This window comes from Intrasporangium mesophilum (genome assembly GCF_054783095.1).
Window position 1 is genome coordinate 37,220 of the sequence record NZ_BAAGRF010000010.1, and the last position, 24,940, is coordinate 62,159.

General features: G+C 70.1%; 21 protein-coding genes. 16 read left to right on the plus strand and 5 right to left on the minus strand.

Annotated elements, in window-relative coordinates; translation table 11 throughout:
* Positions 1-46: 46 nt before the first annotated feature.
* The 4 genes from ACYVLP_RS09510 to ilvD all read left to right on the plus strand — a co-directional run bounded on the left by ACYVLP_RS09510 (position 47) and on the right by ilvD (position 5,106).
* Complete coding sequence (locus ACYVLP_RS09510) at positions 47-670, plus strand: hypothetical protein (protein ID WP_460627100.1); 624 nt, start codon at positions 47-49, stop codon at positions 668-670.
* On the plus strand, positions 667-2,730 hold the full coding sequence (locus ACYVLP_RS09515) for a YhgE/Pip domain-containing protein (protein ID WP_460627101.1): 2,064 nt from the start codon (positions 667-669) through the stop codon (positions 2,728-2,730). The genes ACYVLP_RS09510 and ACYVLP_RS09515 overlap by 4 nt, the downstream gene beginning before the upstream one ends.
* Positions 2,731-2,835: 105 nt before the next feature.
* Positions 2,836-3,324, plus strand: a complete 489-nt coding sequence (locus tag ACYVLP_RS09520) for a SixA phosphatase family protein (protein WP_460627102.1) — start codon at positions 2,836-2,838, stop codon at positions 3,322-3,324.
* A gap of 81 nt (positions 3,325-3,405) precedes the next feature.
* Positions 3,406-5,106: a dihydroxy-acid dehydratase gene (gene ilvD, locus ACYVLP_RS09525; protein WP_460627103.1), complete on the plus strand. Its 1,701-nt coding sequence runs from the start codon at positions 3,406-3,408 to the stop codon at positions 5,104-5,106.
* 33 nt (positions 5,107-5,139) lie between these two features.
* Here ilvD and ACYVLP_RS09530 read toward each other — a convergent pair whose 3' ends face one another.
* The 3 genes from ACYVLP_RS09530 to ACYVLP_RS09540 all read right to left on the minus strand — a co-directional run bounded on the left by ACYVLP_RS09530 (position 5,140) and on the right by ACYVLP_RS09540 (position 7,261).
* Positions 5,140-5,565 carry an SRPBCC family protein gene (locus tag ACYVLP_RS09530; RefSeq protein WP_460627104.1) on the minus strand — a complete coding sequence of 142 codons (426 nt, stop codon included), beginning with the start codon at positions 5,563-5,565 and terminating at the stop codon, positions 5,140-5,142.
* A 65-nt stretch (positions 5,566-5,630) separates the two neighbouring features.
* A complete protein-coding gene (locus ACYVLP_RS09535) occupies positions 5,631-6,590 on the minus strand; it encodes a GNAT family N-acetyltransferase (protein WP_460627105.1) in 960 nt (319 codons plus the stop codon).
* Entirely contained in the window at positions 6,587-7,261 is a 675-nt protein-coding gene (locus ACYVLP_RS09540; RefSeq protein WP_460627106.1) for a GNAT family N-acetyltransferase, read from the minus strand. Before ACYVLP_RS09540 ends, ACYVLP_RS09535 begins: the two co-directional genes overlap by 4 nt.
* A 341-nt stretch (positions 7,262-7,602) precedes the next feature.
* On the opposite strand from ACYVLP_RS09540, the gene ACYVLP_RS09545 reads away from it, so the two are divergent.
* The 3 genes from ACYVLP_RS09545 (at position 7,603) to ilvC (ending at position 11,099) form a co-directional block, all read left to right on the plus strand.
* Positions 7,603-9,408, plus strand: a complete 1,806-nt coding sequence (locus ACYVLP_RS09545; protein WP_460627291.1) for an acetolactate synthase large subunit — start codon at positions 7,603-7,605, stop codon at positions 9,406-9,408.
* A gap of 1 nt (position 9,409) precedes the next feature.
* Positions 9,410-9,922 (plus strand): acetolactate synthase small subunit, encoded by a 513-nt coding sequence (gene ilvN, locus ACYVLP_RS09550; RefSeq protein WP_460627107.1) that lies wholly within the window; start codon positions 9,410-9,412, stop codon positions 9,920-9,922.
* 148 nt (positions 9,923-10,070) lie between these two features.
* Positions 10,071-11,099, plus strand: coding sequence for a ketol-acid reductoisomerase (gene ilvC / locus ACYVLP_RS09555; RefSeq protein WP_460627108.1), 1,029 nt, complete (start codon positions 10,071-10,073; stop codon positions 11,097-11,099).
* A 170-nt stretch (positions 11,100-11,269) separates the two neighbouring features.
* On the opposite strand, the gene ACYVLP_RS09560 is transcribed toward ilvC, so the two are convergent.
* Positions 11,270-12,109 (minus strand): SDR family oxidoreductase, encoded by an 840-nt coding sequence (locus ACYVLP_RS09560; RefSeq protein ID WP_460627109.1) that lies wholly within the window; start codon positions 12,107-12,109, stop codon positions 11,270-11,272.
* A gap of 173 nt (positions 12,110-12,282) precedes the next feature.
* Here ACYVLP_RS09560 and serA point away from each other — a divergent pair, with 173 nt between their 5' ends.
* Positions 12,283-13,866 carry a phosphoglycerate dehydrogenase gene (serA, locus tag ACYVLP_RS09565; RefSeq protein WP_460627110.1) on the plus strand — a complete coding sequence of 528 codons (1,584 nt, stop codon included), beginning with the start codon at positions 12,283-12,285 and terminating at the stop codon, positions 13,864-13,866.
* A 116-nt stretch (positions 13,867-13,982) separates the two neighbouring features.
* Here the strand turns inward: serA and ACYVLP_RS09570 are convergent, their stop codons facing one another.
* Positions 13,983-15,281: an AI-2E family transporter gene (locus tag ACYVLP_RS09570; protein WP_460627111.1), complete on the minus strand. Its 1,299-nt coding sequence runs from the start codon at positions 15,279-15,281 to the stop codon at positions 13,983-13,985.
* Positions 15,282-15,597: 316 nt separating this feature from the next.
* On the opposite strand from ACYVLP_RS09570, the gene ACYVLP_RS09575 reads away from it, so the two are divergent.
* The 8 genes from ACYVLP_RS09575 (at position 15,598) to ACYVLP_RS09610 (ending at position 24,934) form a co-directional block, all read left to right on the plus strand.
* A complete protein-coding gene (locus ACYVLP_RS09575; RefSeq protein ID WP_460627292.1) occupies positions 15,598-15,678 on the plus strand; it encodes a 3-isopropylmalate dehydrogenase in 81 nt (26 codons plus the stop codon).
* A gap of 108 nt (positions 15,679-15,786) precedes the next feature.
* Positions 15,787-16,851 carry a 3-isopropylmalate dehydrogenase gene (locus tag ACYVLP_RS09580; RefSeq protein WP_460627112.1) on the plus strand — a complete coding sequence of 355 codons (1,065 nt, stop codon included), beginning with the start codon at positions 15,787-15,789 and terminating at the stop codon, positions 16,849-16,851.
* A 140-nt stretch (positions 16,852-16,991) separates the two neighbouring features.
* Positions 16,992-18,116 carry a branched-chain amino acid aminotransferase gene (locus ACYVLP_RS09585; protein WP_460627113.1) on the plus strand — a complete coding sequence of 375 codons (1,125 nt, stop codon included), beginning with the start codon at positions 16,992-16,994 and terminating at the stop codon, positions 18,114-18,116.
* A 19-nt stretch (positions 18,117-18,135) separates the two neighbouring features.
* Positions 18,136-18,948: an HAD family hydrolase gene (locus ACYVLP_RS09590; RefSeq protein ID WP_460627114.1), complete on the plus strand. Its 813-nt coding sequence runs from the start codon at positions 18,136-18,138 to the stop codon at positions 18,946-18,948.
* A gap of 197 nt (positions 18,949-19,145) precedes the next feature.
* Positions 19,146-20,735: an amino acid permease gene (locus ACYVLP_RS09595; RefSeq protein ID WP_460627115.1), complete on the plus strand. Its 1,590-nt coding sequence runs from the start codon at positions 19,146-19,148 to the stop codon at positions 20,733-20,735.
* A 7-nt stretch (positions 20,736-20,742) separates the two neighbouring features.
* Positions 20,743-21,681: a phosphotransferase gene (locus ACYVLP_RS09600; protein WP_460627116.1), complete on the plus strand. Its 939-nt coding sequence runs from the start codon at positions 20,743-20,745 to the stop codon at positions 21,679-21,681.
* Entirely contained in the window at positions 21,678-24,149 is a 2,472-nt protein-coding gene (locus ACYVLP_RS09605) for a GcvT family protein (RefSeq protein ID WP_460627117.1), read from the plus strand. The genes ACYVLP_RS09600 and ACYVLP_RS09605 overlap by 4 nt, the downstream gene beginning before the upstream one ends.
* A 53-nt stretch (positions 24,150-24,202) precedes the next feature.
* Positions 24,203-24,934, plus strand: a complete 732-nt coding sequence (locus tag ACYVLP_RS09610; protein WP_460627118.1) for a FadR/GntR family transcriptional regulator — start codon at positions 24,203-24,205, stop codon at positions 24,932-24,934.
* Positions 24,935-24,940: the final 6 nt, after the last annotated feature.

Consider the following 24,940-nt stretch of genomic DNA (forward strand, 5'->3'; position numbering starts at 1 on the left):
ATACTTGTATCGAAGACGGGAAGGGCCCGTCGACGAGGAGATTCAGGTGGACGCGCGAGAGGTCGTCGCACGAGACGTGTCCGTTCGAGGGACACACGAGCCGTTCGTCCAGGGGGTCGACTTCGTCGCCCCAGGCGGCGAGGTGACGGTGGTCGCGGTCGACCCGGGTGCTGCCCAGGTCGCACTGGCCCTGGCCATCGGCGGCCGGGTAGACCTCATGACAGGGTCGCTCACGATCGGTGGGAGCGCCGAGCGGGCCGAGCTGCAGGTGCGCACCCGGCTGGTCGACGTCCCCGACGTGACGGCTCCCGAGGACGCCCTCCCGCTCCGGGCCGTCATCGCGGAGGAGCTCGCGCTCGCGGAACGCCCGTCGTCGCGCCGGGACGTCAGTGAGTTCCTCACCGACCGAGACCTGTCCGCCACGGCCGGCCGCCGGTGGGAGAGCCTGCCGCCCGGCCGGCGCACGCGACTGTTGCTCGAGCTCGGCTCCTGGCACCCGCGCGTCCGCGTCGTCGTGCTCGTCGGGCCCGACCGCCACGGCGGCGACCCGCACGAGTGGTTCGAGGCCGCCCGCGCTCTGACGGCCCGCGGCCTCACGGTCGTCGTCCTCTGCGCGCCGGCGACCGCCGCCACCCTCGCACCCCTGACCGTCACCGGAGCATTGGCATGAGCCCTGTCCGGCTGGCGGTCGCCGAGCTGCGACGCCTGACGTCTTCACGCCTCGCCCGGCTCGGGCTCATCGCGCTCGTGGTCATCCCGACGCTCTATGGCGGCCTCTACCTCTATGCCAACCACGACCCGTACGGCGCCCTCTCACAGGTCCCGGCGGCCGTGGTCAGTGACGACACCGGCGCCACCCTCGAGTCCGGGGGCCGGCTCGACGCTGGTGCGGGCGTGGCCGACCACCTCGTCGACTCCAAGACCTTCGACTGGCACCAGGTCTCGCGCGACGAGGCCCTCGCCGGGGTGCACGATGGGCGCTACTCCTTCGCCGTGCTGCTCCCAGCGACGTTCTCGGCAGACCTCGCCGCGACGGGTGACCTCGAGCCGCGCAAGGCGACTGTCGTGCTCGAGACCAACGACGCCAACAACTACATGACCTCGATCATGGGCAACACCGTGATCAAGGAGGTCCGTGCATCGGTCGCCTCGCAGGTGAGCCAGACCGCCGCAGACCGGATGCTCCTCGGGTTCAGCGACATCCACGACCAGCTGGGCAAGGCCGTCGACGGAGCGGAGCAGGTGCGGTCCGGGCTGGCCTCGGCGGATGCCGGGGCCGCCAAGGCGTCCTCCGGCGCGCACCAGCTCGCTGCGGGGCTGCAGGACCTGGCGGCCGGTGCCACGCAGCTTCATTCCGGCATCGCCCAGGCTTCCGTCGGCGCCGGCCGCCTCCACGACGGAGCGACGACGCTCGCGAGCGGCCTCGCGACGCTCGACTCGCGCACCGCCGGCCTGCCCGCACAGACCGAAGAGCTCGCTGACGGGGCGTCCCAGGTCGCCGCCGGAAACGCGAAGATCGCCGGCATCGGGCGCACGGTCGCGACGGCGTCCACGACCCTTCGCACCGAAATGGCAGGTCAGCGCAGCGCACTCGTCAACGAGCTCCGCACCGCCGGCCTGACCGAGGACCAGGTCGCTCGCGTCGAAGCACGCCTCGACCGTCTCGACAGTGCGGTCATGCAGGCCGACGGGACGATCCAGCAGGCGTCGTCCGACCTCGACCGCCTCGCGGGTGGCGCAGCACAGGTCGCCGCCGGTTCGCAGGCGCTCGCCGACGCGACGCCGGCACTGACGAGCGGCATCCACCAGGCAGCGACCGGTGCCCGCTCACTGCGCGACGGGGCCGGCACACTCGACGCCGGGCTCGGGCGGCTCGCCGCCGGGGCGGCCGACCTGCAGACGGGCGCCACCCGGGCCGCGACTGCCGGCGACTCCCTCGCCGACGGGGTCGCCCAGCTCGAGGCGGGCATCGACAAGCTGGCCGACGGCGCCACGAAGCTGCATTCGGAGCTTGCCAAGGGCCGCGACTCGGTGCCCAACCCGACGGACGCCCAGCGCAAGGCCGTCGCGGCGACCATCGGTGACCCCGTCTCGGTGTCATCCGACAGCATGGCGGCCGCCGGGACCTACGGAGCCGGGCTCGCGCCGCTCTTCCTCAGCCTGGCCCTGTGGATCGGCGCCTACACGCTCTTCCTGCTCGTCCGCCCGTTCTCCACGCGGGCCCTCGCGACCAGCCAGCGGTCCCTGCGCACCGCCCTCGGCGGCTGGCTCGCGCCGGTGGCCGTCGGGCTCGTCCAGACCCTCGCCCTCTACGCGGTCGTATCCATGGGCCTCGACATCCGGGTCGCGCAACCCGTACTCGCCGTCCTCTTCCTCGGCTTCGTGTCGCTCACGTTCGTGGCCATCCTGCACGCGCTCGCGGCCCGGCTCGGCGCGGTCGGCAAGTTCCTCGGCCTCGTCTTCATGGTCGTGCAGCTCGTCAGTGCCGGCGGCACGTTCCCGTGGCAGACGCTGCCTGCGCCCCTGCAGGCCATCCACCACGTCGTGCCCATGACCTACGCCATCGACGGTCTGCGCCGGCTCATGTACGGCGCCGACCTCGCGCCGGTGCTAGGCGACCTCGGGGTGCTCGCGGCATTCCTCGTCGGTGCGCTCGCGGTCTCGACCGTGGCGGCGCGCCGGGCCCGCGTGTGGACCCCGGCGCGGATCAAGCCCGAGCTGAGCCTGTGATCGCGCGGCCCCGCTGAGCCTCGGCGTCGGGCTGACAAAGGCCGCGGGTCGGGAGCATGCTCTCTTGGTATGAGCAGCGCAGCGAGAGAGAAAACCCTCATCCTCATGCGTCACGCCAAGGCGGAGGAAGGCCAGGGCATGCCCGACCATGACCGCGAGCTGGCGAGCCGCGGCCGGCGCGATGCGAAGGCCGCGGGAGCCTGGCTCCGCGAGCAGGGGCTCGTGCCTGACCTGGTCATCTGCTCCACCTCCAAACGCACCCGCCAGACCTGGGACGAGGCCTGCCACGGGGGTGCCCAGACGGAGTTCGTCGAGTACCGCAAGAGCGTGTACCTCGGCGGCTCGGAGCAGACGCTCGAGACGCTCCGCGAGGATGCGGGGGACATGGCGACCGTGCTCGTCGTCGGCCACAACCCGACCATGGCGCACCTGACGACCATGCTCACCGACGGCGAGGGCTCGCGAGAGGCACACGATGCCCTCGGCCGAGGCTTCGTCACGAGCGGCCTCGCGATCCTCAGCTACCCGGGGGACTGGGCCGACATCGACATCGGCACCTGCGCGCTCCAGCGCTTCCACGTCAGCCGCGGCTGACGGCATACGGCACCGACTCCGGTCGAAGCCAAGCCATGAGATGCGGTGTCCACGGAGCGGACACGGTCCTATGCTGCACCCATGACGCAGACGCCTGACATCAAGCCCCGCAGCCGTGACGTCACCGACGGTCTCGAGAAGACCGCCGCGCGGGGGATGCTCAGGGCCGTAGGCCTCGGCGACGACGACTTCGCCAAACCGCAGATCGGCGTCGCGAGCTCGTGGAACGAGATCACGCCGTGCAACCTGTCGCTCGACCGCCTCGCCAAGGCGGTGAAGGAGGGCGTGCACGCCGGCGGCGGCTACCCGCTCGAGTTCGGCACCATCTCGGTGTCCGACGGCATCTCGATGGGACACGAGGGGATGCACTTCTCGCTCGTGTCGCGCGAGATCATCGCCGACTCGGTCGAGACCGTGATGAACGCCGAGCGCCTCGATGGGTCAGTGCTGCTCGCCGGCTGCGACAAGTCGCTGCCGGGCATGCTCATGGCCGCGGCGCGGCTCAACCTCGCCTCCGTCTTCCTGTATGCCGGCACCATCCTCCCCGGGGTCGCCAAGCTGTCCGACGGCACCGAGAAGGAGGTCACGATCATCGACGCCTTCGAGGCGGTCGGTGCGTGCAACGCCGGGCTCATGTCGCGCGAGGACGTCGACGCGATCGAGCGCGCGATCTGCCCGGGTGAAGGGGCCTGCGGCGGCTTCTACACCGCGAACACGATGGCGGCCGTGGCCGAGGCGATCGGCATGTCGATCCCGGGGTCGGCTGCTCCGCCGGCGACCGACCGGCGCCGCGACATGTACGCCCGCAAGTCGGGTGAGGCCGTGGTCGAGCTGCTGCGCAAGGGAATTCGCGCACGCGACGTCATGACCAAGGCCGCCTTCGAGAACGCCATCGCGGTCGTCATGGCGTTCGGTGGGTCGACCAACGCCGTGCTGCACCTGCTCGCGATCGCGCACGAGGCCGAGGTCGACCTGACGATCGAGGACTTCCGCAGGATCGGTGCAAAGGTCCCGCACCTGGCTGACGTCAAGCCGTTCGGCTCGTTCGTCATGAAGGACATCGACCACATCGGCGGCATCCCCGTCGTCATGAAGACCCTGCTCGAGGCCGGGCTGCTCGACGGCGACGTCATGACCGTGACCGGCAAGACCATGGCCGAGAACCTCGACGAGATCAATCCTCCTCACATCGACGGTCGCGTCATCCGGCAGATGTCTGCCCCGATCCACAAGACCGGCGGCCTGACGATCCTGACCGGATCGCTCGCGCCCGAGGGTGCCGTGGTCAAGTCCGCCGGCTTCGACGAGTCGGTCTTCGAGGGAACGGCCCGCGTCTTCGACGGCGAGCGCGCAGCGATGGATGCCGTCGAGGCGGGCCAGCTCGCCAAGAACGACGTCGTGGTCATCCGGTACGAGGGGCCCAAGGGAGGCCCGGGCATGCGCGAGATGCTCGCGGTCACCGGGGCGATCAAGGGAGCGGGGCTCGGCAAGGACGTCCTGCTGCTCACCGACGGCCGGTTCTCCGGCGGCACCACCGGCCTGTGCGTCGGACACGTCGCACCCGAGGCGGTCGATGACGGACCGATCGCGTTCGTCCACGACGGCGACCGGATCCGGCTCGATGTCGCCAACGGCACGCTCGACCTGCTCGTCGACGAGGACGAGCTGGCGCGCCGCCGCGCCGAGGGCGTCACCCACCCTGAGCCGAAGTACACCCGCGGCGTGCTCGCGAAGTACCGCAAGCTCGTCGGCAGCGCGAGCCGCGGCGCCGTCTGCGGCTGACCACAGGGTCGGCGCCGGTTCGGCAAGCGGGGGTCAGGTCGTCCTGGACTCGGCCCGCGCCTTGAGCCCGCCGGCCTCCATCGCGAGGTAGCGCTCCGTCAGGCCACGGTAGAACCGGCCCATGACCGACCCGAGCCAGCCGTCCATGCTCACTGACAGGAACGCCCGGCTGCGCTCCACCGAGATCTCCTCGACCCGGTGGCGCGCAGTCGTGCGCGCGCCGGGCCCCTCGGAGACCCAGACGAACTCCCGACCATCGTCCAGCTCGGTAACCGTCCAGACCACGGTCGGGATCCTCGGCTGGGAGATCCTCGCCCGGGCCCCGAGCCGGAGGGGACCGTCGAGCATGGTGACGTCGGTGACCGACGCGGTCCACTCCTTCCAGCGCTCGGGGTCGCTGACGACGGCCCAGACGCGGTCCGCCGGAGCGTTGATCTCCACCGTGATGCTCTGCTCCATCGCCCCATGGTCCCCCAGACGGGCGTCAGACGGGGGCCGGCACCGTCACCTCGGGGTCACAGGCGTCACACCGGCGTCACGTCGGTCGCCCAGTGGCGCCACACCGAGGTGACCTGCATGCCGACCTTCTCGTAGAGGCCGAGCGCGCCGGTGCGCGAGTCCGTCGACAGCTCGGACCGCTCGCCTCCGTGGGCGCGGCCGGTCTGGAAGGCGTCGACGAGCAGGGCACGCGCGAGCCCGCGGTTGCGCTGGTCCCGGCGGACGGCGAGCTTGTCGACGTAGGCGCAGCCGTTGGACACGATGACGAACGCCATCCCGACGACCTCGCCGGCCGGGTCGACCATGAGCCGAAGCTGCCAGGGCTCGAAACCAGGGCGGTTGACGACGTTCGCCGACCACTCCTCGAAGGACGCACGCTCCCGCTCCGACCACTCGAGGAAGGCGTCCTCGTTGACGGTCCAGGCAGCGCGGTAGTCCTCGTCCCCGGAAGGCTCGCGGACGGCATACCCCTGCGGGATGGGCTGCGGCTCGATCGCCTGGCCGGCCGGCAGCTCGAGGACCCACGACGTCCAGAGCGTGCGGTAGCCCAGCCCGGAGAAGAGCCGCTCCCCGGCTGAGTCGCCGGGCACGGGCTGCCCGACGAGCGTGCCGCCGTCGCGCGCGGAGACCGCCTGGGTCCAGTGTGCGAGCGCCGCTCCGAGGCCGCGGCCGCGGTATGCCGGGTCGACCGCTGCGTCAGCCCACCGCCCCTTGTAGACCTCGGCGTAGGCGACCAGCCGGTCGCCGTCGTGCACCGACACCGTCTGGGAGGCGAGGTCGAAGGCCGGTCGCTGCCAGTCGCCGACGATGTCGGCCTCCTCGATGAGCACCTCCCCGACGTCATGCAGCTCGCACGCGGCCATGAGGGCCGTCACCGCGGCGGCGTCCTCGCGCTCGAGCGGGCGCGTCGTCAGGGCCGCTCCCGCGGTGGGCGGCAGGTCGAAAGGCACCGGAGCAGGTGCAGTGGTCGTGTCTTCGGTGGTCATGAGTTCCTCCCCTTGTCGTGGATGTCGAGGCCGATCGAACGGCGGAAGGCCGCCCCACCCTCGACGACGAGCTCGTGGTCCCCACGGACCAGGTCCTGCGGCCGCAGCACGAGCCTGTGGTTGAACGCCAGCTCATCGCCACGTCGGCGGAGCCGAATCGTGCCGTCGTGCCGGTACCCGACCTTGCGGCTCACGGCGAGGGATGCCGGGTTGTCGGCGAACGCGCCCGAGGTGACCTCCTCGGCGTCGAGGTGGTCGAAGGCGAAGGCGCAGATCGCCAGGCGCATCATCGTGCCGATCCCCTTGCCCTGGTGGGCGATCCCCAGCCAGGAACCGGTCTCGCCGGTGCGGGTCACGAGGTAGTGGCGCGCCGAGAGGCCCTGGGTGCCGACCAGGACGCCGTCGTGCCAGACGCCGAGGTTGAGGTCCCAGGAGTCGGGGGAGAACTCGGCCCGGCAGCGCCAGTGGTACTGCGCCAGGTTGCGAGGCAGGTCCTCCGCGGGAGCCTCGGTCCAGGGCACGTAGAACGGCATCCGGCCCGGCTCGTGCACACCCTGCACGGCCAGGTCGGCCAGGGCCGCGAGGTCACCATCGCCGAGGCCGCGCAGCTCGACGGGCCCCGCGGTGATGCGCAGGCCGAGGGCGGGCAGCAGGTCGGCGGTCGTGGTCACGGCGCACAGTGTCCCGGGGTGGGAGGTGGCGGACAACCGACTTTTGGCTCTCTGACGGTGGGTGAGATCACGAGGTCACATGGTGAGACGGGTCTGGGGGTCGATTGACAGCCGTTGGGCCGCGTAGGACGGTTGTCACGTGGCTCGACTCCTCGTACTTCCATAGCGCGCCGACCAGCACGACCGGTCAGCGCGCTCCCTTCCGTCCCGCAAGAGGACTGAAGGGTTTTTTTGTGGGTGGAGTCGGCCGGACCACGGCAGGACAATGAAGTGCTCGAGACAAGGAAGAGATCGTGAGCGACACGACGAAGCAGGCGCCCTCGCCCGCCGACGTGGCCTCCATGGCCCGTCCCCGACCGACGTCGGAGGCCAAGCCGGCCGTCAAGCCGACCCGCGAGGTCACCGGGGCGCAGGCGCTCGTACTCTCTCTCGAGGCCGTCGGTGCCGACACCGTCTTCGGCATCCCGGGTGGCGCGATCCTGCCGGCATACGACCCGATGCTCGACTCCGACAAGGTGCGGCACATCCTCGTGCGCCACGAGCAGGGCGCGGGCCACGCGGCCGAGGGCTACGCCTCGGCGACCGGCAAGGTCGGGGTCTGCATGGCCACGTCGGGCCCCGGCGCCACCAACCTCGTCACCCCGATCGCCGACGCGCACATGGACTCGGTGCCGATCGTCGCGATCACCGGCCAGGTGGCGAGCAGCTCGATCGGCACCGACGCCTTCCAGGAGGCCGACATCCGCGGCATCACGATGCCGATCACCAAGCACAACTACCTCGTCACCGAGGCCTCGAAGATCCCGCAGGCCATCGCCGAGGCGTTCCACGTCGCGAGCACCGGCCGGCCCGGGCCCGTCCTCGTGGACATCAGCAAGGACGCCCTCCAGGCGAGGACCACGTTCGTCTGGCCGCCGCCGATCGAGCTGCCCGGCTACCGCCCCGTGCTGCGACCCCACGGCAAGCAGATCCGGGAGGCGTCGCGGCTCATCGCCGCCGCCAAGCGCCCGATCTTCTACGTCGGAGGCGGGGTCGTGCGGGCTCACGCAAGCGAGAAGCTGCGTCGCCTCGTCGAGCTCACGCAGATCCCCGTCGTGACGACCCTCATGGCCCGGGGCACGGTGCCGGACAGCAACCCGCTCAACCTCGGGATGCCCGGCATGCACGGCACGGTCGCCGCCGTCACCGGCCTGCAGAAAGCGGACCTCATCGTCGCGCTCGGTGCCCGGTTCGACGACCGGGTCACGGGCCAGCTCGCCTCGTTCGCCCCCGGGGCCAAGGTCGTCCATGCGGACATCGACCCCGCCGAGATCTCCAAGAACCGCATCGCCGACGTGCCGATCGTCGGTGACGTCGGCGAGGTCATCGGCGACCTCATCGAGCAGATCACCCTCGACCAGGCTGCGGCCGACGACGCAGCGGGCGCGTGGGACTACGCCGCCTGGCGCGAGCGGGTCGCGGACTGGAAGGCCACCTTCCCGCTCGGCTGGACCGAGAGCGAGGACGGCACGCTCTCCCCGCAGTACGTCATCAAGCGGATCGGCGAGCTCACCGGCCCGGAGGGGACGTACGTCGCCGGCGTCGGCCAGCACCAGATGTGGGCTGCCCAGTTCGTGCAGTACGAACGCCCGAACGCCTGGCTCAACTCCGGTGGCCTCGGAACGATGGGGTATGCCGTTCCGGCCGCCATGGGCGCCAAGGTGGCCGAGCCGGGTCGCACCGTCTGGGCCATCGACGGCGACGGCTGCTTCCAGATGACCAACCAGGAGCTCGCGACCTGCGTCATCAACAACATCCCGATCAAGGTCGCCATCATCAACAACAGCTCGCTCGGGATGGTGCGCCAGTGGCAGACGCTGTTCTACAACGAGCGCTACTCCAACACCGACCTGCAGCCGACGACGCAGCGGGTGCCGGACTTCGTCAAGCTCGCCGACGCCTACGGGTGTCTGGGACTGCGGGCCGAGACCCCCGAAGAGGTCGACGCCGTGATCAAGCAGGCGCTCGAGACCAACGACCGTCCCGTCGTCATCGACTTCATCGTCCACCGGGACGCGATGGTCTGGCCGATGGTCCCGGCGGGAGTCAGCAACGACATGATCCAGGCCGCGCGGCACGAGGCGCCGGTGTGGGAGCGGGAGGACTGAGATGAGCAAGCACACCCTGTCCGTCCTCGTCGAGAACAAGCCCGGCGTGCTCACGCGCGTCGCAGCCCTCTTCTCCCGGCGCGGCTTCAACATCGACTCGCTCGCTGTCGGCCCGACCGAGATCCGCGAGATCTCACGGATGACCGTCGTCGTCGAGGTCGAGGGGTCGGCACTCGAACAGGTCACCAAGCAGCTGAACAAGCTCATCGAGGTGCTCAAGGTCGTCGAGCTCGACCCGGGCGCGTCGGTGCAGCGCGAGATCGTCCTCGTCAAGGTGCGGGCCGACGCGGCGACGCGGAGCCAGATCATCGACACGATCACCCTGTTCAAGGCCAAGGTCGTCGACGTGACCACCGATGCCGTCGTGATCGAGGCCACCGGCAACTCCGACAAGCTCCGAGCCCTCCTCGACGTCCTCGAGCCGTTCGGCATCAAGGAGCTCGTCCAGTCGGGGATGGTCGCCGTCGGACGCGGCGGCCGGTCGATCACGGACCGTTCGCTCCGCAGCGCCTGACGGTCTGTCGGCAGCAACCCGGCAGCAACCCGGCAGCGACCGGGCAGCGACCGGGCAGCGACCGGGCAGCGACCGGGCAGCGACCGGGCAGCCACCCGGAAACGAACCAGCACGACACCGCAATCCCAACGAGAAGGAGAAGGCCAGAATGGCCGAGATGTTCTACGACGACGACGCCGACCTGTCGATCATCCAGGGCAAGAAGGTCGCCGTCATCGGCTACGGCAGCCAGGGCCACGCCCATGCACTCAACCTGCGCGACTCGGGGGTCGACGTTCGCGTCGGGCTCGCGGAGGGCAGCAAGAGCAAGGCGAAGGCCGAGGCCGAGGGGCTTGCGGTCACATCGGTCGCCGACGCCGTGAAGGAGGCCGACCTCGTCGTCATCCTCACGCCGGACCAGGTGCAGCGCACCGTCTACGCCAACGACATCCAGCCCAACCTCAAGGACGGCGCGGCACTGCTGTTCGGGCACGGCTTCAACATCCGGTTCGGCTACATCAAGCCCGAGACCGACGCCGATGTCCTCATGGTCGCGCCCAAGGGCCCGGGCCACATCGTGCGCCGTGAGTTCGCCGACGGCCGTGGGGTGCCCGTGCTGCTTGCCGTCGAGCAGGACGCGTCGGGCACGGCCTGGGACCTGGCAAAGTCCTACGGCAAGGCGATCGGCGGCCTGCGGGCCGGTGGCATCAGGACGACGTTCACCGAGGAGACCGAGACCGACCTCTTCGGCGAGCAGGCCGTCCTCTGCGGCGGCGCGAGCCAGCTCGTCATGTACGGCTTCGAGACGCTCGTCGAGGCCGGCTACCAGCCCGAGGTCGCCTACTTCGAGTGCCTCCACGAGCTCAAGCTCATCGTCGACCTCATGATCGAGGGCGGCATCGCCAAGCAGCGCTGGTCGGTCTCCGACACCGCCGAGTACGGCGACTACGTCTCCGGCCCGCGGGTCATCGACCCGCACGTCAAGGAGAACATGAAGGCGGTCCTCGCCGACATCCAGAACGGCACGTTCGCCAAGCGGTTCATCGACGACCAGGACGCCGGGGCGCCGGAGTTCAGGGCCCTCCGCGAGAAGGGCGCCCAGCACCCCATCGAGGCCACCGGCCGCGAGCTGCGCAAGCTCATGGCCTGGGTCAAGCAGACCGACGCGGACTACGTCGAGGGCAGCGCGGCCCGCTGAGCCAACCGGATAGACGGTCGACGGCCGGCCACCCGTTCGTGGGGTGGCCGGCCGTCGCTCGTCTGTCAGGCGCACGCATCGCCCGTCATGTCGCCGTTGGTGTTGCCAGAGCAGCACCCGTGACGACATGACGGGCGACACGACCCGCTGATCCGAGGATCGTGACCTCGTCAGCGCCCGGTGAGGACGCGCGGCTGGTGGTCCAGCCATTCGCCGAAGGTCGGTCCACCCGTCTCCGCGGTACCCGGGACGGGCACGTTGCGCCGCTCGCTGAGCGCACGGGTGGTGCTGCTGAAGGGCGGCAGCCGGACCACGCGGGGCGGCCGTGCGCCCCGGTGCGCTCGAACCAGCGCGGCGATCTCGCCGAGGTCGAGCACGTCGGGCCCGGCCAGGTCGGTCGCACGGGTGTATGCCGTCGGGCGGGCTCCCAGCGCGAGGTCGGCGAGGCGGGCCGCCACGTAGTCCGTGTCGACCGGCTGGAAGGCCATGTCGCCGATCGAGAAGGTGAACGGGCCCTTGGTCAGCGCGCGGCCGAAGAACGCTGCGAGCGAGTGGAACTGGGTCGCGCGCAGCACCGTCGCGGGCCCGCCCGCCCCGGCGATGCCCTGCTCGGCGCGCAGCTTGCGGCGGTAGTAGGCAACGGGATAGCGGTCGATGCCGACGATGGAGATGTGCACGAGATGGATGCCGCGCGCGGCCGCGGCATCGGCGACCCGGCGGGTGCCGTAGACCGTCACGGTGTCGCCCTGGGCCGGGTCGTCAGCGCAGTGCACCACGGCGTCAGCCCCGTCGAGGACCGCGTCGAGGCCCACCCCGTTGGTCAGGTCGACTCCGGTCCGGCGGCTGGCAGCGACCGCCTCGTGGCCACGCCCGGCCAGCTCCCGGACGACCCGCGAGCCGAGGTCGCCCGCCCCTCCTGTGACGACGATCCGCATGGCACCACGGTAGCCGTCGGCGCCCACCTCCGTCCCGGCATACGGGATCGGCCGTCCACCCGCTGGGACTCGCACGCTCCGGAGTGGCGCTGTTCACATGTTGGTTACAACTCGTGATCTTCGCCGTGCTAAGGCCTAGACTCGCCCCGGCACAACGCGGTGCCGTCGGTGGCCCGCGTCCGCCTGGACAGGGCCCCCTGCCTCCTCTGAGCGCACCCGCACGCACCCCGTTCCGGAAGGGAATCCCTGTGAGCAAGCCCGTTGTCCTCATCGCCGAAGAACTCTCACCAGCCACGATCGAGGCGCTGGGACCCGACTTCGAGGTCCGTTCGGCCGATGGAGCCAACCGCGACGAGCTGCTCCCGGCGCTCGCCGACGTCGACGCCGTCCTCATCCGCTCCGCGACCAAGATGGATGCCGAGGCGATCGCCGCCGGCAAGCAGCTGAAGGTCATCGCCCGCGCCGGCGTCGGTCTCGACAACGTCGACGTCCAGGCGGCCACCCAGGCGGGCGTCATGGTCGTCAACGCGCCGACCTCCAACATCACCTCCGCCGCCGAGCTCGCCGTCGGGCTGCTGCTCGCGACGGCCCGCAACATCGCCCCGGCCAACGAGGCTCTCAAGGGCGGGCAGTGGAAGCGGAGCAAGTACTCCGGCGTGGAGCTGCTCGACAAGACGGTCGGCGTCGTCGGCCTGGGCCGGATCGGCGCCCTCGTGGCCGAGCGGCTGAAGGGCTTCGGCATGAAGATCGTCGCCTACGACCCCTACGCGTCGCCGGCCAAGGCGGGTCAGCTCGGCGCGCAGCTGGTGGGCCTCGACGAGCTGCTGGCCCAGTCCGACTTCATCACGATCCACCTGCCGAAGACGCCCGAGACGCTCGGGCTGATCGGTGAGGAGGCGCTGTCGAAGGTCAAGCCGACGGTCCGCATCGTCAACGCAGCCCGCGGCGGCATCGTCGACGAGGCCGCGCTCGCCCGCGCGATCGACGAGGGCCGCGTCGCCGGTGCCGGCATCGACGTCTTCGCCTCGGAGCCGACGACCGAGTCCCCGCTCTTCGCCCACGAGTCCGTCGTCGTCACGCCCCACCTCGGCGCATCGACGGAGGAGGCGCAGGAGAAGGCCGGCATCGCGGTCGCCAAGTCCGTGCGGCTGGCACTCGGCGGCGAGCTCGTGCCGGACGCCGTCAATGTGAGCAGCGGCTTCATCGCCGAAGAGGTGCGCCCCGGCATCCCCCTCGTCGAGAAGCTCGGGCGGATCTTCACCGCCGTCGCCGGCACCGTCCCTGCCCAGCTCGACGTCGACGTGCGCGGCGAGATCATCGAGCACGACGTCAGCGTGTGGAAGCTCGTCGCGCTCAAGGGGCTGTTCACCGACGTCGTCGAGGACGCCGTCACCTATGTCAACGCGCCGGTGCTCGCGGAGCAGCGCGGCTGTGTCGTGCGCCTGGTCACCGACACCGACTCGGGGGACTTCCGCAACGTGACGACGCTTCGGGGCACGCTCGCCGACGGCACTGTCGTGTCGGTGTCGGGCACGCTCACCGGCCCGAAGATGGTCGAGAAGCTCGTCGGCGTCAACGGCTACGACCTCGAGGTGCCGCTCTCGGACCACATGCTCGTGTTCGAGTACTCCGACCGTCCGGGCGTCATCGGGTCGGTCGGCAAGATCCTCGGCGACGCCGACATCAACATCGGCGGCATGCAGGTGTCGCGCCAGCAGGACCGCGCCATCGGCGTGTTGAACATCGACGGCGCCGTGCCCGCGCACCTGGCGGCCGCGCTGAGCGAGGCCGTCGAGGCCAAGACCTTCACGGCCATCGACCTGCAGGACTGACTGCGGCTCAGCCCGTGTGACGCGTGAGACCGAGCGCTCACTCGACGAGGGGAACGCCCCCGTCGAGTGGGCGCTTCGTCACATCAGCCCCGCCGTATGCCGCCGTGGGCCGCTAGCTAGTCCTCGAGGGTCTCGGAGGACCCGGCTTCGAGATCGGCCAGCTCGGGGAGCAGCTCGTGGCGCTTGCTGAAGGTGTCGAGGATCGCTAGGGCCACGGCGGCGATCGGGATGCCGATGAGGGCGCCGATCGGGCCGAACAGCGCAGCGCCCGCGATGACCGACCCGAGCGCGATGGCGGGGTGCACGTCCATGGTGCGGCGGCTGATCCTCGGGGTGAAGACGTAGTTCTCGACCTGCTGGTAGACCGTGGCGAAGATGACGATCCAGAGCGCGTTGATCGGCTTGTCGATGAGGGCGAAGAGCGCCGGCAGGATGACACCGATGTAGGTGCCGATCGTCGGGATGAACTGGCCGACGATGCCGGCGAACACGCCGAGGGGGAGCCAGAACGGCACGTCGATGATCCAGAAGAACGTGGAGTGGAAGAACGCCGAGATGGTTGCGAGCACGACCTTCGAGACGACGTACCCGCCGGTCTTCTGGACCGAGATCGTCCATACGGTGACGAAGACCCGTTGGTAGCGCTGGGGGAGCCAGGACCCGATTGACTGGCGCAGCCGCGGGCTGTCGGCCGAGAGGTAGTACGCGAACACGAGGATCGTCAGTACGTCGAAGATGAACGCGAAGACCGAGCCGAACACGCCGATGATCCCGCCGCCGTACTTGCCCGCGAGCTCGCCCAGCTTGTCGGGGGTCAGGGACAGGGCCTGCTTGATCTGCTCGAGGTCGAAACGCGTGTTGAAGGTCGAGTTCACCCAGTTGATCGCGTTCGTGATCGCGTTGGGGAACTGGGTGCTCAGCTGTGACAGCTGAGCGGCGAAGACCGCCCCGAAGAGCTCGATCAGCCCGCCGATGACGAGCAGCATGCCCAGCATCGTGACGCCGGTGGCCATGCCGCGGCGCATCCCGCGCTCCGACATCCAGAGGACGACCGGCTCCATCGCGATCGACAACAGCCAGGCGAGCAGCAGCAGGAACAGGAACGACCCCATCGCCTGGAACGCCCACGTGGCGATCCACAGCAGCACCACCGAGAACAGCACGATCGCCACGATCCGGCGCGCGTTGCTCGGGGACATCGCGATCCACTGGGTGCGGTGGTCGCGGTGCTCACGGTGAGCCGGCTGTGGGTGGTCGGCGTGCTGGTTGGGATGCTGGTTGGGATGCTGGTCGGCGTGCTGGGTCGGGTGCTCGTTGGCACGGTGGTCGGGAGGCTGTTCGGGATGTCTTCCGGTGTGGTGCGCCGAGGCGTGCTGGACGGCCTGGTCAGCCTGGTCAGCCTGTTCCGCGCTCACGTGGCGAGCCTACGGCGAACCCCCGTAGTGGGGTGGGATGACGTCCCGTGTGATCTGCGCCATCGGCCGAAGGATCTTCTGCACATATGCCGGACGCGGTGTCTCATTTTCTGGAAACCCCCTTTACCGCTGGGTAGCCGGGCGTACCGTCTTATGCATGACGCGGCAGCTCGTACTCCTTATTGCCAGCCGCGGCGAGTTTCAGTAGTCAGCTACCTCGCCGCGGAGATCCCGCGTTCTGCGACAGCTGACGGCTCGCCCACCCGGGCTCGAGCACTGAGACCACTCAACACTGGCAACAAAGGATGTGATCCCCATGAGCGAAGATGCCATGGCCGCCCGTCAGGCGCTGCAGGAGTCGATGGACCTGCGCGACCAGGGCCACACGCAGGACTGACCGTCCCGCCGACCGAGGCCCCCGCCCACTGGGTGGGGGCCTTCGTCATTCCTGTTCACTTGCTGAGACGAGCGTTCCACATCACAAGACGGGAAATAGGCTGAGAACATGGCACAGACGCAGGTCAAGGACGCCTACTCCATCGCCGTCATCGGCGGTGACGGCATCGGTCCGGAGGTCGTCGGTGAGGGGCTGAGGGTCCTGGAGGCGGTGTCCGGGGACGGCGGTCCGAAGTTCGCGACGACCGAGTACGACCTGGGCGCCCGACGCTGGCACGCGACGGGCGAGACGCTTCCCGAGTCGGTCCTCGAGGAGCTCCGCGGCCACGACGCCATCCTTCTCGGCGCCATCGGCGACCCGAGCGTGCCCAGTGGTGTCCTCGAGCGTGGCGTGCTGCTGCCGCTGCGGTTCGCCCTCGACCACTACGTGAACCTCCGTCCGGCCCGGCTGTACCCGGGCGTCGAGAGCCCTCTCGACGTCGCGCGAGTCGCACCCGACGGCATCGACTTCGTCGTCGTCCGGGAGGGCACCGAGGGCCCCTATGTCGGCAACGGTGGTGCCCTGCGGGTCGGCACGCCCGCGGAGATCGCGACCGAGGTCAGCGTCAACACCCGGTTCGGCGTCGAGCGGGTCGTCCGCGACGCGTTCGCTCGTGCCCAGGCGCGCCCGCGCAAGCACCTGACGCTGGTCCACAAGCACAACGTGCTCACTCATGCCGGGCACCTGTGGCGTCGCACCGTCGAGGAGGTCGGCGCGGAGTTCCCCGAGGTCCAGACTGCGTACCAGCACGTCGACGCCGCGACGATCTTCATGGCCACCGACCCCGGCCGCTTCGACGTCATCGTCACCGACAACCTCTTCGGCGACATCCTCACCGACATCGCCGCGGCCATCGCCGGCGGCATCGGGCTGGCGGCATCGGGCAACATCAACCCGGCCCGCACGACGCCGAGCATGTTCGAGCCCGTGCACGGCTCGGCGCCCGACATCGCCGGGCAGTCCAAGGCCGACCCGACCGCGGCCATCCTCTCGGTCGGCATGCTCCTTGCGCACCTGGGCCTCGACGCCGAGGCCGCACGCGTCGAGGCGGCGGTGGCCGCCGACCTCGTCGAGCGAGGAGCCGCACCGCGGTCGACCACCGCGGTCGGTGACGCCGTGCTCGCCCGGCTCTGACGCCTCCGGGCGGCGCAGCGGCTCCTATGGCTCTCACACTCGCCCGCCGCCGGGTGGGCCACTTCACTCCGTTTCGCCGTCTCACGATGTGGGAGATAGCCTGACGTCGGATCACCGCTGACCGCTTTTGGAGGTATGTCATGTCCACGGACGCCGCCCAGGCCCACTCGCCCCAGCTGGCCTTCGAGGTCACCCGACGCGAGGACGTCACGCCGCCGGAGCGCATCGCGCAGGTCCTCGAGAACCCTGGGTTCGGCAAGGTCTTCACCGACCACATGGTCGTGGCCACCTGGTCCGCCGACGGTGGCTGGGGCGGGGCGCAGGTGCGTCCGTACGGTCCCTTCCGGATCGACCCGGCCGCTGCCGTCCTGCACTACGCGCAAGAGATCTTCGAGGGGATGAAGGCCTACCGCCATGCGGACGGCTCGATCTGGACCTTCCGCCCTGAGGCCAACGCCGCGCGGTTCGCCCGAAGCGCCCGGCGACTGGCCCTTCCGGTGCTTCCCGAGGCCGACTTCATCGAGTCGCTGCGCCAGCTCGTCACTGTCGACCAGGCCTGGGTCCCGGCGGGCGACGCGGGGGAGAAGAGCCTCTACCTTCGGCCGTTCATGTTCGCTTCGGAGGCGTTCCTCGGGGTGCGCCCGGCGCAGCGGGTCACCTACTCGGTGATCGCCTCGCCCGCGGGCGCGTACTTCCCCAGCGGCCTCAAGCCGGTCACGCTGTGGATCTCCACCGACTACGCCCGCGCGGGCGAGGGCGGCACCGGTGCGGCCAAGTGCGGCGGCAACTACGCATCGTCGCTCGCCGGACAGCTCGAGGGGATCGAGCACGGGTGTGACCAGGCGGTCTTCCTCGACTCCTCGACACACACGTACATCGAGGAGCTCGGTGGGATGAACCTGTTCATCGTCACCAAGGACGGCAAGATCGTCACGCCCGAGCTGACCGGCACGATCCTCGAGGGAGTGACGCGCCGGTCGATCCTCGAGCTGGCCAAGGAGCTCGACCTCGAGCCGGAGGAGCGCCGGATCCCGATCGAGGAGTGGAAGGACGGCGCCGCGAGCGGCGACATCCTCGAGGTCTTCGCCTGCGGCACGGCGGCCGTCATCACCCCGGTGGGCGAGCTGCGCTGGGAGGGTGGGTCCGTCGACCACCGCCGCGACGGACACGAGGACCGTTACGCGGAGGCGATCCGCAACAAGCTGCTCGACATCCAGTACGGCCGCGCCGAGGACGCCCACGGCTGGCTGACCCGCCTGGTCTGACCGCAGGCGAGCACGCCCAGTGACAGGTCCCGCGCGCCCGCGCCTCGTCGCGACCGACCTCGACGGCACGCTGCTGCGCTCGGACGGCACGATCTCGGAACGAACCACCCGAGCGCTTCGGCGCGCCGAGGCCGCGGGGACAGCCGTCGTGTTCGTCACGGCCCGGCCGCCGCGGTGGCTCGACCCCCTGGCCGACGCTGTCGGGGGCGACGGCACGGTCATCAGCGCCAACGGCGCGTTCGACTACGACGTGCGCACCCGGCGGGTCACGGCGGCATACCCGCTGGACCGCGCGCTCCTTCGGGAGCTCGTCGCCGACCTGCGCGCCAGCGTGCCCGGAATCGGCTTCAGCGCCGAGCTGACCGACGGGGTGCACACCGAGCCTGACTACCCCGAGCTGCATCCCGGCTGGGTGCCGGCCGGCCTCCTTCCGGCACCCATCGAGGAGCTGCCCGACGACGCGGTCGTCGGCAAGCTGCTCGCGCGGACGCTCTCGCTCCCGAAGGACGAGATCATCCCGCGCGTGGCCGAGGTGGTCGGCGACCGGGCACTGGTCCAGCACTCCGGCACCGGCGGGCTCGCGGAGATATCTGCGCCCGGAGTGACCAAGGCTTCCGGTCTCGTCCGCTGGTGCGAGCGGGTCGGCGTCCGGGCAGGGGAGGTCTGGGCGTTCGGGGACATGCCGAACGACGTGCCGATGCTGCAGTGGGCAGGCATCGGGTGGGCGGTGGCGAACGCCCACCCGGACGTGCTCGCGGTGGCCGACCGGAGGTGCGAGGCCAACGATGACGAGGGTGTGGCCCGCGTGCTCGAGGCGGCCTTCGGCGCCTGACGCCGCGCACGGCCACGACACAGCCGGGCGTACGTGTCCGAATGGTCTGCCTTGGTGCCATTACCGTCGGCGTGCCTTCGGAATACGCCGCTTCAGGGGCACATTTGCACGAAATCAGAGGTGCTTCGAGGTCTGTTCGACGCCGATGTTCGTCAGTAGCATCGGCTCAACTTCATACCGAAGCAAGGAGTGCACGCATGTCCGAAGTGACCGAACTCTCCGACGACGAACGCCGCCTGGCGGAACTCGGCTACAAGCAGGAGCTCCACCGCTCATGGTCGGGCTTCTCGAACTTCGCCATCTCGTTCTCGATCATCTCGATCCTCGCCGGATGCTTCACGAACTTCGGGGCCGGCTGGAACAACGGCGGCCCGATCTCGATCTCGTGGACGTGGCCGATCCTGTCCGTCTTCATCCTCATCATCGGCTTCACGATGTCGGAGCTGGTCTCGGCCTTCCCGACCTCGGGCGGCATCTACTGGTGGGCGTCCAAGCTCGGCGGTCCCCGCGCCGGGTTCTTCACCGGCTGGCTCAACCTCATCGGCCTCATCGCCGTCACGGCCGGTGTCGCCTACGGCTGCGCGACGTTCATCGACCTGACCATCTCGACCTGGTCGGAGAGCTACCTCGCGAGCTACTCGCTGACGAGGGTGTTCATCACGTTCCTCGTCGTGCTCGCTGTCGTGGCGGGGCTGAACATCTTCAGCGGCCACCTCATGGCCATCCTCAACAACATCTCGGTGTGGTGGCACGTTGTCGGGGCGGCCGCGATCATCCTCATCCTCATCGTCATCCCGGACCAGCACCAGTCGTTCAGCTACGTCTTCACCCACCGGTTCAACAACTCCGGCTTCTTCGACGGGGAGACCAGCGGGCTGGGCTACTGGTTCGTGATCATCCCGTTCGGGTTCCTGCTCACGCAGTACACGATCACTGGCTTCGACGCCTCCGCGCACCTCTCGGAGGAGACCCAGTCGGCGTCCAAGGCCGCGGCCAAGGGCATGTGGCGCTCGATCGCCTACTCCGCGCTCGGCGGCTACCTGCTGCTCCTCTGCGTGGTCTTCGCCGTGCCGAACAAGGGCGGGGCGCCCGACGACGCCGGCGTTGGCGCAGGTGGTGTCGCGTACATCTTCAACACGGCGCTCGGCACCAGCTGGGGTGGTCTCGTGCTGTTCATCTCGGCTTCCGCCCAGGTGTTCTGTGCCACGTCGTGCATGACGTCGGCGTCGCGGATGCTCTTCGCGTTCAGCCGTGACGGTGCCGTGCCGTTCTCGTCGCGGTGGTCGCACCTGTCGTCGAAGCGCGTGCCTGCGAACGCGGTGCTCATCGTCGCCCTCGTCAGCGCCATCGTGACCCTCCCGGCCCTGCTCAAGGTGAACCTCGGCACCGACCAGTCACCGCTCATCGTGCCGGTGGCGTTCTATGCGGTGACCTCGATCGCCGTCATCGGCCTCTACCTGTCGTTCGCGATCCCGATCTGGCTGCGCTGGCGCAAGGGCGCGGACTTCGTGACCGGCAGCTGGAACAACGGCGCGAAGTACCGGTGGATGAACCCGATCGCGGTCGCCGAGATCATCATCGTCTCGATCTTCCTCATGCTGCCGTTCGTGCCCGGCGCCGTCCCGGGCAGCGACACCTTCGAGTGGAAGTACGTCAACTACGCCCCCATCGTCACGCTCGGAGCCCTGCTCGTGCTGACGATCTGGTGGCGCGTGTCGGCACGGCACTGGTTCAAGGGGCCGAAGGTCAACATCGATCCCGAGGTCGCGGCGCTGTACGCGGAGTGACGCGCGCGTGACACCCGTCCCGGACGCGGACGAGCAGCTCGCAGACGCGCTCGCGCGGCTGACCCATCTGGGGCAGCCGCGCGAGGTCACCGAGCTGCCGGGGGGACTGACCAACCACAACTACCGCGTCCGCACACCGACGCACGACGTCGTCGTGCGTGTCTCGTCGCCGAGCAGTGAGCTCCTCGCGGTCGACCGCGAGCACGAGTGGCTGAACTCGCGCGCCGCGGCCCAAGCCGGCGTGGGTGCCCCGGTCGTCGACTTCCTCCCCGGCCGGGGCATCCTCGTCGTCGAGTTCCTCCCGGGACGCACGTATGCCGCGGGCGACGTCGCCGCGAACCTGCCGCGGATCGCGCAAGCGCTCCGTCGGCTGCACGCCGGGCCCGAGTTCGCCTCTCGCTTCGACATGTTCGACATCCAGAGGGGGTATGCCGCGATCGTCCGAGAGCGTGGCCTGCGAGTTCCGAGCGGGTACGACGCGCTCGCTGAGCCGGCGGCGCGGGTCGAGGCTGCGCTGCGCATGCACCCCGACCCCCTGGTGCCCTGCCACAACGACCTGCTCGCGGCGAACTTTCTCGACGACGGCGGCGACGTGCGCATCATCGACTACGAGTACTCCGGCACCAACGAGGCGTCCTTCGAGCTGGGCAACCTCGTCAACGAGTCGCAGCTCGACCACGAGCACCTCACCGAGCTGGTCGACGCGTACTACGGCCGGGTCAGCGCGCGGCTCCTTGCCCGGGCCGAGCTCTGGGGCCTCGCGGGCCGCTACGCCTGGACCCTCTGGGGCGCGATCCAGCACGGCGTCTCGGATGTCGACGCGGACTTCTGGGCCTTCGCGACCGAGCGCTTCGAGCCGGCCGCCGAGCTCCTGACGAGTGGTCGTCTGGCGGGTCTCATCGAGTCGGCCACCGCCGTCGACGCCGACGAGAAGGAGGTCGTGTGAGCGGGCTGCCCACGCGTGCCGAGATCGTCGTCATCGGCGGTGGCGTCATCGGAGCCAGCGTCGCCTACCACCTGGCCCACCTCGGGCGCACCGACGTGCTGGTGCTCGAGCAGGGGTCGCTGTCGTGCGGAACCACCTGGCACGCAGCGGGACTCGTCGGTCAGCTTCGAGCGACCGAAGCAGGCACCCGGCTCGTGCAGTACTCGACCGACCTGTACTCCCAGCTCGAGGCCGAGACCGGTCTCGGCACCGGTTACCGGGTCTGCGGCGGCCTCACCGTCGCCCGGACCGAGGAGCGCATGGTCCAGCTGCGGCGCACAGCAGCCAGCGCGGCGGCATACGACCTCGAGTGCGAGCTGCTCACCGCCGAGCAGGCTGCCGAGCGCTACCCGCTCATCCGCGCGGACGACGTCGTCGGCGCGATCTGGCTGCCCGGTGACGGCAAGGCCAACCCGACGGACCTCACCCAGGCACTGGCCAAAGGAGCACGTCAGCGCGGGGTGACGATCGCCGAGCACGTCCGTGTGACAGGCGTTCTCACGCGTGACGGCCGTGCTGGCGGCGTCACGACTGACCGCGGCGACGTCGAGGCGGAAGTCGTCGTCAACTGCGCAGGGCAGTGGGCCCGTGCAGTGGGGGCGATGGCCGGCGTCAACGTCCCGCTGCACTCGGCTGAGCACTTCTACGTCGTGACCGAGCCGATCGACGGCGTGCACCGCGACCTTCCCGTGCTGCGTGACCCGGACGGCTTCATCTACGTCAAGGAGGAGGTCGGCGGTCTGCTCGTCGGCGGGTTCGAGCCGAAGGCGAAGCCCTGGGTGGCGCCGGACCGCATCCCGCACCCGTTCGAGTTTGCCCTGCTCGACGAGGACTGGGACCAGTTCGAGGTCCTGATGGACAGCGCGGTGCACCGCCTCCCGGTCCTGGCCGAGACCGGGATCCGCAAGTTCTACAACGGTCCGGAGAGCTTCACGCCGGACAACCAGTTCGTGGTGGGTGAGGCGCCGGAGCTGCCGGGCTTCTTCGTGGCGGCAGGCTTCAACTCGGTCGGCATCGCCACCGCCGGCGGCGCCGGGCGGGCGCTGGCCGAGTGGGTCGTCGAGGGCCGCCCGACGATCGACCTCATCAGTGCCGACATCCGACGTTTCTCTCCGCTCGCCGACAACAACTCGTGGCTGCGCGACCGCGTGGTCGAGGTGCTCGGCCTGCACTATGCCGTGCCGTGGCCCAACCGCGAGCTCGAGACCGGGCGTCCGCAGCGGTTGTCGCCGGTGCACGACCGGGTTCTGGCGCAGGGCGCCGTGCTGGGTAGCCGCAACCACTGGGAGCGGCCCAATGTCTTTGCACCACACGGAGATCCGCCGGTGCTCGACTACTCCTGGGAACGGCCGCGCTGGGTGGACTGGTGTGTTGCCGAGCAGCTGGCGACGCGCGAGGGGGTCGCGGTCTTCGACCAGACGTCGTTCTCGAAGTATCTGGTCGTCGGTCGGGACGCCGAGCGCGCGCTGCAGTGGATCTGCACCGCGGATGTCGCTGTCCCGGTGGGCCGCACGGTCTACACGGGCATCCTCAACGAAGGCGGCACGTACGAGTCCGATGTCACCGTCACACGCACGGGCGAGCGGGACTACCTCGTGGTGAGCAGCGCGGCGACGACGGTCCGGGACGTCGACTGGATCGCGCGGCATGTGCCCGTCGGGCTCGACGCGAGCGTCGTCGACGTGACCAGTGCGTATGCCGTCCTGGGAGTCATGGGACCGCGGTCGCGGGACCTGCTCCAGGCCCTTTCGCCCGACCAGCTCGACAACGACGCCTTTCCTTTCGGCACGAGTCGTGAGGTCCGCCTCGGCCCGGCCACGGTCCGTGCCACTCGCATCACCTACGTCGGGGAGCTCGGCTGGGAGCTCTATGTGCCTACCGACCTCGCGGCCGGGGTCTACGACGCGCTCCTTCGTGCCGGAGCGTCGCTGGGCGTGCGCCCGGCCGGCTACTACGCCATCGAGGCGATGCGGCTCGAGAAGGGCTACCGCGCCTTCGGGCGCGAGCTCACCACCGAGACCGGACCGGTCTCCGCAGGACTCACGTTCGCCTGCAAGCTGGCCGGCGACGTCGACTTCCTGGGGCGCGCGGCGGTGGAGCGGGCCAGGGCCACGACGCCCGCCCGCCGGGTCGTGTCGTTCGTCGTCGAGGACCCTGCGGCATACCCCTGGGGTGGCGAGCTCGTCCTGCGTGACGGCGTCCCTGCGGGACACGTGACGAGTGCGGCGTGGGGGGCCACCCTCGGGGCCGGCGTGGGCCTCGCGCTCGTGGGGGACCGCGCCGAGCGCGAGGCACCGGCGGGCTGGGTGCGCTCAGGTGACTGGGAGGTCGACGTCGGCGGCGTGCGGTACCCCGTCAGGGTGGGCCTGCGACCGCCGCTCGACCCCGAGGGAGTGCGCCTGGGGCGGTTGGACCCCGGCACGCCATAATGGTACTTTCTCAGACCATTGACGACGAGGTGGTGACGGTATTGGATCAGAGCGTGAGTTCGGCAGAGCGTCTGACGTCGTTGCCGGACGTCGTGCTGCGGCCCACCACGGGCAACGTCTTCGAGGGCACCGTCGAGCAGCTGGCCACCGCTATCCGGCTGGGTGTCTTCACGCAGGGGGAGCAGCTGCCACCCGAGAGAGAGCTCGCCGACCGCCTCGGCGTCAGCCGCAACACCCTGCGCGAGGCGATCGCCGCGCTGCGTGACTCCGGGCTGGTCGAGACCAAGCGGGGCCGCGGCGGGGGCACCTGGGTGACCTATGCCGCGGAGTTCCCGGCCACCGCCAAGGGCCCGTTCGTGCGCAGCGGCGCAGCGATGCTCGACGCGCTGACGTTCCGCCGGGTCGTCGAGCCGGGGGCCGCCTGGCTCGCCGCCACCCAGCCTCTCGCCGGCGACCAGCGGGCCTGGCTCGCGGGGAGCCTGCACGACGTCGACGTGGCCGCGTCCGACCCTGCCGCGCACCGCGTGGCCGACTCCCGGCTGCACCTGGCCATCGCGACCCTGTCGGGCTCGCCGATGCTCATCGACGCGGTGACCCGCTCGCAGGCGGCACTGCACGACATGCTCATGGCGATCCCCGTGCTCAAGCGCAACATCGAGCACTCGAACGCCCAGCACCACCAGATCGTCGGGGCCATCCTCGGCGGCAACCCCGAGCGGGCCAGGGCGGTCATGGAGGAGCACTGTGACGCGACCTCCGCCCTGTTGCGCGGCCTGATCGGGTAGCGACCC